The sequence below is a fragment of the Palleronia caenipelagi genome, from assembly GCF_007004065.1.
GTDB lineage: Bacteria > Pseudomonadota > Alphaproteobacteria > Rhodobacterales > Rhodobacteraceae > Palleronia > Palleronia caenipelagi.
On sequence record NZ_VFSV01000034.1, the window covers coordinates 22,237 to 30,402 of the forward strand.

The window sequence follows — 8,166 nt, forward strand, 5'->3', positions numbered from 1 at the left end:
ATGAGCGGGCGAATCCTCGTAACCGGAGCAACTGGCTTTCTGGGCGGTGCTGTCCTGCGACGGCTCGGGGTGCGCGGCATTGGTCAGGGGCGCGATGTGCAACGGCTTGCGATGCTGTCGGATCAAGGCCTTCAGACAGTCCGATGGTCCTTGCCGGACCCGGCTCCTGAGGCGGAGATGCCGGAAGACATCTCTGCGATCGTCCACGCGGCTGGTCTGTCCGCACCCTTCGGCCCAGCCGCGTCGTTTCACCGGGTAAATGTTCTGGGCACCGAGGCAGTGCTGGATTTCGCCCGGGCGCGCAGGATCCGGCGCGTGGTGTTTGTGTCCAGCCCGTCAGTCTATTTCGCTCTGAGAGATCAGTTGAACGTGTCCGAAGACATGGTTTTGCCACGCCCATTCAACGCCTATGCCGCCAGCAAGCGGGCTGCGGAGCGGCGGGTGATCGGGACTAGGGAGGTCGGCCCTGTGATCTTGCGACCGCGCGGCCTCTACGGCCCCGGCGACACGGCGCTGCTGCCCAGATTGCTGTGCGCCGCAAGCGACCGGGCCCTGCCAAGGTTTCGGGACGGGCGGGCGCGGATTGATCTGACCTATATAGACGATGTGGTGGCGGCGGTTCTGGCCGCGCTTGATGCCGGTCCAGTGGTGACCGGACGCGTCTATAATATTTCGGGTGGAGAGGTGCTGTCGATCCGCAATATTGTCGAGGATGCCTGCGCGCGCTCCGGGATCCCGCCCCGCTGGCGCGACCTGCCTCTGGCGCCCGCCTTGCTCGCGGCACGGGCGGCCGAGGCCGTAGCGCTCATGCGACCCGGTCAGCCTGAACCTGCAATCACCCGCTACGCACTTGGTCTCTTTGCCTATGCGCAGAGCCTTAACATTTCGCGCGCGCGGGAGGAACTCGGCTGGTCACCTAGGGTCTCCTTTGCTGAGGGGCTAGACAGAACATTCGCAGCGAAAGGAGCGACATGACACCGGTTTTTGCAAACAGCGCATGGGTTGAGGCGCGAGAGCGGTTTGTCCTGCGTAAAGGAAGCTGGCAAAAGCGCGCTTTGCGGGTGCGCTACGGCCTCTTCGTTCATCCGTCAACTGGGCCAGTCCTGATCGATACCGGATATACCGCCCGTTGTCTCACCGGGCCGGACCGAAGCGTGGCGCTGCGGGCCTATGGCCGGATGCTGGCGCCCCGGTTGATTGATGCGGGCCAGCCGGAGCCGTTTCTGGGCAGGTTCGGGTTGCACCCCCGGGACATCAAGACCGTCCTTGTGACGCACTTGCATGCCGACCACATTTCCGGTCTGTGCGACTTCCAGAATGCCACATTCCTGTGCAGCAATGTAGCTATAGCCAGCCTTCAACAACGCGGAAAATTGCAGAACCTGCGACACGGGATCTTTCCGGAGCTACTGCCAGGCGATTTCGAGACTCGGATGCGGGCGGTCGAAGACAGTCCCATTCAGTCAGTTTCCCACCTGCCCGCAGGCCACGATGTCTTCGGTGACGGCTCAGTCCTCACCATTCCCCTGCCAGGCCACGCGCCTGGTCATCTGGCCGTGCTGTTTCCGAAGCGGGAGGCGCCCTTGCTCTACGCAACGGACACGCAATGGATTTCCGATGCCCTTCGCCCGGAAGCCCGGCCCCGATTGGCGCCGCGCCTGTTTGCCGAGGATTTCGATAAGGCATGTCGCAGTTCTGACCAGGTCGAGCGGTTTCAAGATTCGGGGGGCGCGGTCGTGCTGTGCCACGATGATAGCCCGTCCGGGTTCGACTTTGATCAGGGTACGCGGCCATGACCCCCCGCCTTGAGGCGCTGTTGAGCTTTTTGACAACCCGCTGGCTGTCGCGGGCGGGTCTTTCACGCCCACGGTTTGAGCAGGCGCAGGCGCGCGCGATAGACCGATGGGTGCGGGAGGCGGTGCCCAGAGTAGGGGCTTTTGCGGACGGGGTACGGCGCTTGCAGGATCTGCCAAAGATGGACAAAGCCAGCCTCATGGCCGATTTCGCGGCCTATAACAGCCCTCGCATCACTGCCGGGCAGGTGCGTTCAGCAATGGAGCGCGACTTTCGTATCGGATCTCTGACGGTCGGGGCCAGCACGGGCACCAGTGGGAATCGCGGTTATTTTGTCATCTCGGAGACCGAGCGGTTTCGCTGGCTGGGTAATATCGTGGCGAAGGCCATCGCGGACTTGCTTTGGCGGCGCCAGCGGGTGGCCATCATCCTGCCACAGGGCACGGGGCTCTATGACAGTGCGAACCATTTCAGGCAGATCCATTTGCGGTTCTTCGATCTGAAGGTCGGTCCGGAAGGGTGGCGATCTGAGATCGAAGCCTTCGCGCCAACGGTGATTGTCGCCCCGCCCAAAATGCTGCGTCACATGGCCGGGGCTGAGTTTCGCCTGCAACCGACGCGGTTGTTCTCGGCGGCCGAAACCCTCGACCCGGTGGACCGTCCTTTGATCGAAGCGGGTTTTGCGACGCCGCTGGAGCAGATCTACATGGCCACAGAAGGTCTCCTCGGGGTGACCTGCCGGCATGGCACCCTCCATCTGGCCGAGGAGTCTGTGCATTTCGAGTTTGAGCCTGCAGGCGATGGGTTGGTGACACCGCTGATTTCCTCGTTCCGACGCGAGACGCAAATCCTTGTGCGCTATCGGATGAACGACCTGCTCCGGCTGGCCCATGCTCCTTGTCACTGCGGATCACCCTTGCAGGCGGTGGACGAGGTTGTCGGGCGAATGGATGACTGCTTTCTCCTGCCGGGACCAAATGGGCAGTCATTGGTCACCCCGGACGTTCTTCGCAACGCGGTGCTGACCGCCGATCCGGGGATCATCGATTACAGGATCGTTCAGACCGGCGCACAAGATGTCGAACTGAGACTGGCGCCCGATGTGCCTGTAGAGGTTGCCGAACGTGCCCGGACCCGGCTGCACGCTCTGCTGGAGGAACGTGGTCTTTGCGCCAAGGTCGGATTGATTCGTGCACCGATGCCCCTCGAAGTGACGCGAAAACTAAGGCGCGTAGAGCGACGCTTCGCCGCCGAAGGGCGGTCTCATGGACAAGGCTGACCCGATCGCGCAGTTTGTGGACCTTTTTTCCCGCCACCCGAGCGAGGCCCTGATCGCCAACCTCACTACGCGGGTCGAGCGACTGGATCTGCCCGGGCTCAGCGTCCCGATGACCATCAATGATGGCGGGCTCCCGGGCAATTGCTATATCTGCAATCCGATCACAGGATATACGGAGTATGCTGTCGAAGAAACGCGCAATTTCGTCAGTCATCCGCTGTTGCGACATGGGCTGACCAGCATGATCCGCGGCGCAGCGCCTCTGGTCCGGGCAACCAGGCTCGATCGGGCCGTGCAGGTGAACAACTGGCTGTTTTCTACTAACCCGGCGCCTCGGATCGACCGTCGGACGGCGGCAGACTTGCGCGACTGCCTCTTGGCCCGTTTCCCCGACCATGCCGTCATCATGCGCTCGCTAAACACTCTGACCGATGCGGACGCACTGAAAGCGCTCAGCGCCGAGGGGTTCGTGCTGGTGCCCGCACGGCAAGTCTATCTGTTTGATGGCCGAATTCCCTCAAAGCTCCGGCGAGACGTGAAAAACGACCGCGGAATGCTGCAGAGGACATCCTATGTCCATGTCGGAAACGACGCGATCGGGGCGCAGGATTATGAGCGCTGTGCCGTTCTTTACCGTCTGCTCTATCTGGAGAAATACCCGTCGCTCAATCCACAATACCTGCCTGACTTCATCGCGGAAATGCACCGGCGCGCCCTGATTGAGCTCGAAGGGTTTCGCGACGAAGACGGGACCCTCATCGCGTTTGGAGCACGGTTTCAGATCGGAGCGACCCTGACCCAGCCGTTGCTTGGTTATGACACAGGCCGTCCGCAAAAAGACGGGCTTTATCGCATGGTGACTGCACTGGCCCAGAGGGCGGCTCAGGACCGTTGCCTGCTCTTCAACCAGAGCGCCGGGGCAGCCGGATTCAAGCGCCAAAGGGGCGCTGTCCCGGCGATCGAATATAACGCCGTATATATGCGCCACCTTCCGACAGCTCAGAGAGTCGCACTCCGAGGGGTTGCGGGGCTGCTAGCCGGGATCGGCGTCCCGCTCCTGCGAAGGTTCGAGCTGTGACGGCCACTCATCCTCTCCGTTCCACTCGATACCCCAGGTCGAGGCCCGCTCAAGGCTGACACGGTGCCGCATCGCAATGCGCGCGAATTCGGCGAGAGAGCGCAGTTGAGCAATGGCGCCGACCCGATCCCCATCCCAGTCCATCACATCGCCGGCCTGACCCACAGCATCCAGAAAAACCTGGCGATCACGCTGCCGCAAAAGCATGGGTAGACCGTAGATCCACAGGGCAAGTCGTACGGCTTGGGGAGCCGTGACATCTGGCCTGACTTCAGAGCCTCCAGAGAGCACAGCGCGGGAAAAGGCTTCGCTGTCTCTAAACAGGTGCAGTCCGCTTGTGGCGCGTGGGTTGCATTCCAGCGGAAATAACTCCTTCTCCGTCTGGACTAGGTCGAAGGAGATCTGTCCTGTCCATCCGGTCGCGCTCACAAAGCGCTCGACGAAGGGACGCACCACTTCAGGATCGGAGGGCGCAAAGCAAACCGCTGCGCCTGGTCCGGCCCGCACCAACCCGCGATAGGCGGCAAGGGCCAAGAGCCGCCCCTGTCGCGCAATCGCATAGACGCAGAGCTCGGTGCCTGACACGAACTCCTGTGCCACCCAGGGTCGCTGCTCTGTAGGCGCGATCCTTTTAAGAGTGGCGGCAGTGGGCCGGATCAGCACGGCAGAACCGAAGCGCGACCAGACCGGCTTGAACACAAGATCCGCTGCCTCCGCGGTACAGGCAGCAAGCGCGTCTCCGTTGGTTAGCAACCGGGTTTCGGGAACGTACAGGCCCAGATCCCTGCACAGTTCGATGAAGCCGAATTTGTTGTGGACCCGACGGAGCAGCGCAAACTTCGGAGCGAACAGTGGGACGCCCATGTCGCGCTCTGCCCAGATCGCACCGAGATGAAGTGCTTCCTCGCAAGTTGGGATGACCAGGCCGATGTTGTGCCGAGCGATGATTACCGCCAGCGCATTGCACGCAGGTCCCGGGCTATGTGCGAACGCGGGAATGCGATGATAACGCGTCGCATGTCGGGAGGCAGCCGCGAGCGGTGCGCTCACATGGTCCGCCAGATGCACTTTATGTCCAGCGCTCCCAAGAAGCCGCACCAGATGAAGCGCAACCGGCGCCCGTACCCCCGTGATCAAAACCTGCATATCTGTTTTCACTAGATAGTTTGCGGTGGATTAACGCAACAGCTTAAGCGTTGTCATGGCGCTGTTGCACAAATCGGGGTCTGAGCGCAGTTCCCCTTTCCCCGGACGGACCTATCCTACGGCCACAGTAATGGGTACGCCGAGCGCGGTGTAGCCGTTCAGCACGGCGATACGAACTTGCAGCTCGGCGACCTGGCGGTCGAAGTCTCGGGCCATGAGGGATTGGCCGAGCAGCTTGATGCAGTTCATCTTGCTCTCGACCCGCCTCCGGCGGTGGTAGCCAGACCATCGTCGCCAGATTGCACGACCCAAATATTTGGACGAGCGCAGTGCCTCGTTGCGGGCGATGGCTCCGGGGCTCGTTGGTTTCCAGGGCTTGGCGTTCTTGCGGGGCGGGATGATCGCAGCGGCACAACGGGCAGCGATTGCCTCGTGGCACTTGCGTGTGTCGTAGGCGCCATCTGCCGTCACGGAACCGATATCTTCGTCAGACGGGATTTGGGCCAGGAGATCTGGCAGGATGGGCGCATCGCCAATGTTGCGGCCGGTGACTTCGACAGCCCGGACTTCCAATGTGTCCTCGTCGATACCGATGTGCACCTTGCGCCAGATGCGCCGTTTGGCTCCGCCGTGCTTGCGGGCGTTCCACTCACCTTCGCCTTCGGCCTTGCTGCCGGTGCTGTCGATCAGCAGGTTTAGCGGGCCCGTGCCGCCGCGATACGGGATCGCCACATTCAGCGTCTTTTGGCGGCGGCACAGGGTGCTGAAGTCCGGCACTCGCCAATCCAACCCAACCAGCCGCAGGAGGCTCTGAACGAACCCGGTCGTTTGTCTCGTCGCCATTGTCGCTCGGACCAATGGCGCTCCCAATGGCGACCATGCCAAACTTGCCCGGGGCTCCGCCCGTTCAGGGCTGAAAGCAGTCCACCGGACTGTCTTCCGAGCGCCCTTCACCCTTCATTGTCAGGCACGTCTGGATAGCTTCATCGCTGAAACTCGGCTGCCGCCCACGCTTCCCGCTGGGCGGCGGCTTCCACATCATGTCGGGATCGAACCAGATCGTCAGCGATCCGCGCTGGCACAGTGCTTCATTGTAAGCCGACCAGTTCGTGGTCTTGTCCTTCGTAGGGGCCCAACTGCTCATACCTTCCAGCTATCACGCTGGGTTCACACAGTGAATCCCTCACTCGATTTGTGCAACAAGGCCGTCCAGATGTCGAAGTGATCGTTCCTCCGCCGAGTAACGCCATCCCGGGCGATTGCGCGACCCACAATACCCATATCCAGATGATCGCCGACCACGGTCGCATCGCATGGCAAAAGTCGACCGGCTACGGTCAGCGCTCCCGTGTCGGAGCCCAGATCGGTCGCTACAAGCGGGTGATCGGGCCCCCGCTACGAGGCCGAAATACGGAGAGCCAGACGACCGAGACTCTAATCGCCATCGAAGCCCTCAACCGAATGACCGACCTCGGTCGCGCGGCCTATGAGCGTGTCATCTGATCAGGCTGGGAAAGCGGCAAATGCGCCCTCAGCTTAATCTATGCAACACACTCGCCTGTCCCTTGTACTCCGGCGCAAACTGCCGTCTCGTCTTCTTGGTCATGTCTGTCTCCCGGTTCTAAGGTCACGTTAACCCCTGGTCCGGGATCCGGGGGCAAGGTCACTCCAACAAAGCGCTGAAACGCAATCTCAGGAGGCCACTCAGTAGGCATCGACCTTGGCCAGCGTGTCTGCTGCAGTCACTGCCGAGCTGAGTGAGTTGTCCGAGACTTTCGTATAGATCTCGGTCGTCGCGATGCTGGCATGTCCGAGGAGACGCTGAACCAATCTTATGTCGACTCCTTCCTCAATTAGCATGGTCGCAGCTGAATGTCGAAACCGATGTGGAGTGAGGTGGGGCTCTATTCGAAGCGATTTCGAGAGGGTCCTCAGCCTTTTTCGAAATGCTTGGGGAGTGAGACGGCCCCCTTTGGAGTTGGTGAACAGCCAAGCCTGTGAACCTGCGATGTCACAGCGATTTTCCCAAAGCCGCCGGAAGTCCGTTTGGAGACGGTCATTCGCTACATACACGGTTCGCTCCCGGTCGCCCTTGCCGCAGACGCGGATTTGGGTTGCTGCGCTGGTGACATTGCAAACACGTAGTGATGTCAGCTCCCCAATTCGAAGCCCGGTTACGACTAGTAGCCGCGATATTAAGCCCGTGATTTGCACAGCTGGAATTTCTACTGGCAGGGATGGCTTGTCGCAGGGATCCAGCTGGACGATGTGTTGTGCTGACCTGAAAACGGCGCCGAGCGTCGGACGATCAATCGGACGAGGAAGCCGTTTGGGAACTTTCATGTCCAGCCTCAGACCTACGAAAGGTGAAGTAAAAGCTGCATCATTGTCTTGGAGCCAGCCATAGTATGATCTCAGTGTCACCAATCGCCGCCGGATAGTAGCAGGGCTCGCACCTTGTTCTTCTCGAAGGTCTTTTTGAAAGTTGATTATGTCAGCGGCTGCTGGTGGATCATTCAACTTTGCCTTCTGTCTAAACCTCGCATACGCTGTCAGGTCCTGCCGATATGCTCGCAAACTGTGTTCGCTCAGGCCAAGTTGTTCCTGACAATAGTTCTCGAAGTCATTAATCCGCATGCTGGTCATGTTACCTCGCTTTTGGCTTTAGGGCCGTCACCTTTTGCCGATGACTTCCGACCCTTTCTATGCTGCAGAGGATTTGACCAAATTCGTTTTGGCAACAGTAGGGGACTGTCTCAGTGGCCTCGAAAAGCTTGATGACTCACGGTCATCGCAACTGTAAGGTGACTGAAGAATTCAACCTAAGCGGCCAAGCTGTTTTGCCGCTGTAACGATAACCGAGAATTAT

General features: G+C 60.5%; 7 protein-coding genes and 1 pseudogene. 5 read left to right on the forward strand and 3 right to left on the reverse strand.

Annotation, left to right across the window (positions count from 1 at the left end; translation table 11 throughout):
• Genes FEV53_RS15135 through FEV53_RS15150 form a run of 4 tightly spaced genes read left to right on the forward strand, consistent with a single transcriptional unit; the run spans window position 1 to window position 4,151 of the window.
• Window positions 1-975 (forward strand): NAD-dependent epimerase/dehydratase family protein, encoded by a 975-nt coding sequence (locus FEV53_RS15135; RefSeq protein ID WP_142835643.1) that lies wholly within the window; start codon window positions 1-3, stop codon window positions 973-975.
• Window positions 972-1,796, forward strand: coding sequence for an MBL fold metallo-hydrolase (locus FEV53_RS15140; RefSeq protein ID WP_142835644.1), 825 nt, complete (start codon window positions 972-974; stop codon window positions 1,794-1,796). The genes FEV53_RS15135 and FEV53_RS15140 overlap by 4 nt, the downstream gene beginning before the upstream one ends.
• Window positions 1,793-3,073: a CoF synthetase gene (locus tag FEV53_RS15145; protein WP_142835645.1), complete on the forward strand. Its 1,281-nt coding sequence runs from the start codon at window positions 1,793-1,795 to the stop codon at window positions 3,071-3,073. The genes FEV53_RS15140 and FEV53_RS15145 overlap by 4 nt, the downstream gene beginning before the upstream one ends.
• Window positions 3,060-4,151, forward strand: coding sequence for a GNAT family N-acetyltransferase (locus FEV53_RS15150; protein WP_142835646.1), 1,092 nt, complete (start codon window positions 3,060-3,062; stop codon window positions 4,149-4,151). The genes FEV53_RS15145 and FEV53_RS15150 overlap by 14 nt, the downstream gene beginning before the upstream one ends.
• On the opposite strand, the gene FEV53_RS15155 is transcribed toward FEV53_RS15150, so the two are convergent.
• Together FEV53_RS15155 and FEV53_RS15160 are read right to left on the reverse strand one after the other, a co-directional pair.
• Entirely contained in the window at window positions 4,107-5,297 is a 1,191-nt protein-coding gene (locus FEV53_RS15155) for an ATP-grasp domain-containing protein (RefSeq protein WP_142835647.1), read from the reverse strand. The genes FEV53_RS15150 and FEV53_RS15155 overlap by 45 nt on opposite strands.
• A gap of 111 nt (window positions 5,298-5,408) precedes the next feature.
• Window positions 5,409-6,441: pseudogene (locus tag FEV53_RS15160) on the reverse strand (IS5 family transposase).
• Between the two features lie 77 nt (window positions 6,442-6,518).
• Between FEV53_RS15160 and FEV53_RS15170 the strand changes: the two are divergent.
• A complete protein-coding gene (locus FEV53_RS15170; RefSeq protein WP_142835648.1) occupies window positions 6,519-6,800 on the forward strand; it encodes a hypothetical protein in 282 nt (93 codons plus the stop codon).
• Between the two features lie 201 nt (window positions 6,801-7,001).
• Here FEV53_RS15170 and FEV53_RS15175 read toward each other — a convergent pair whose 3' ends face one another.
• Window positions 7,002-7,943 (reverse strand): tyrosine-type recombinase/integrase, encoded by a 942-nt coding sequence (locus FEV53_RS15175; protein WP_142835649.1) that lies wholly within the window; start codon window positions 7,941-7,943, stop codon window positions 7,002-7,004.
• Window positions 7,944-8,166 lie beyond the last annotated feature (223 nt).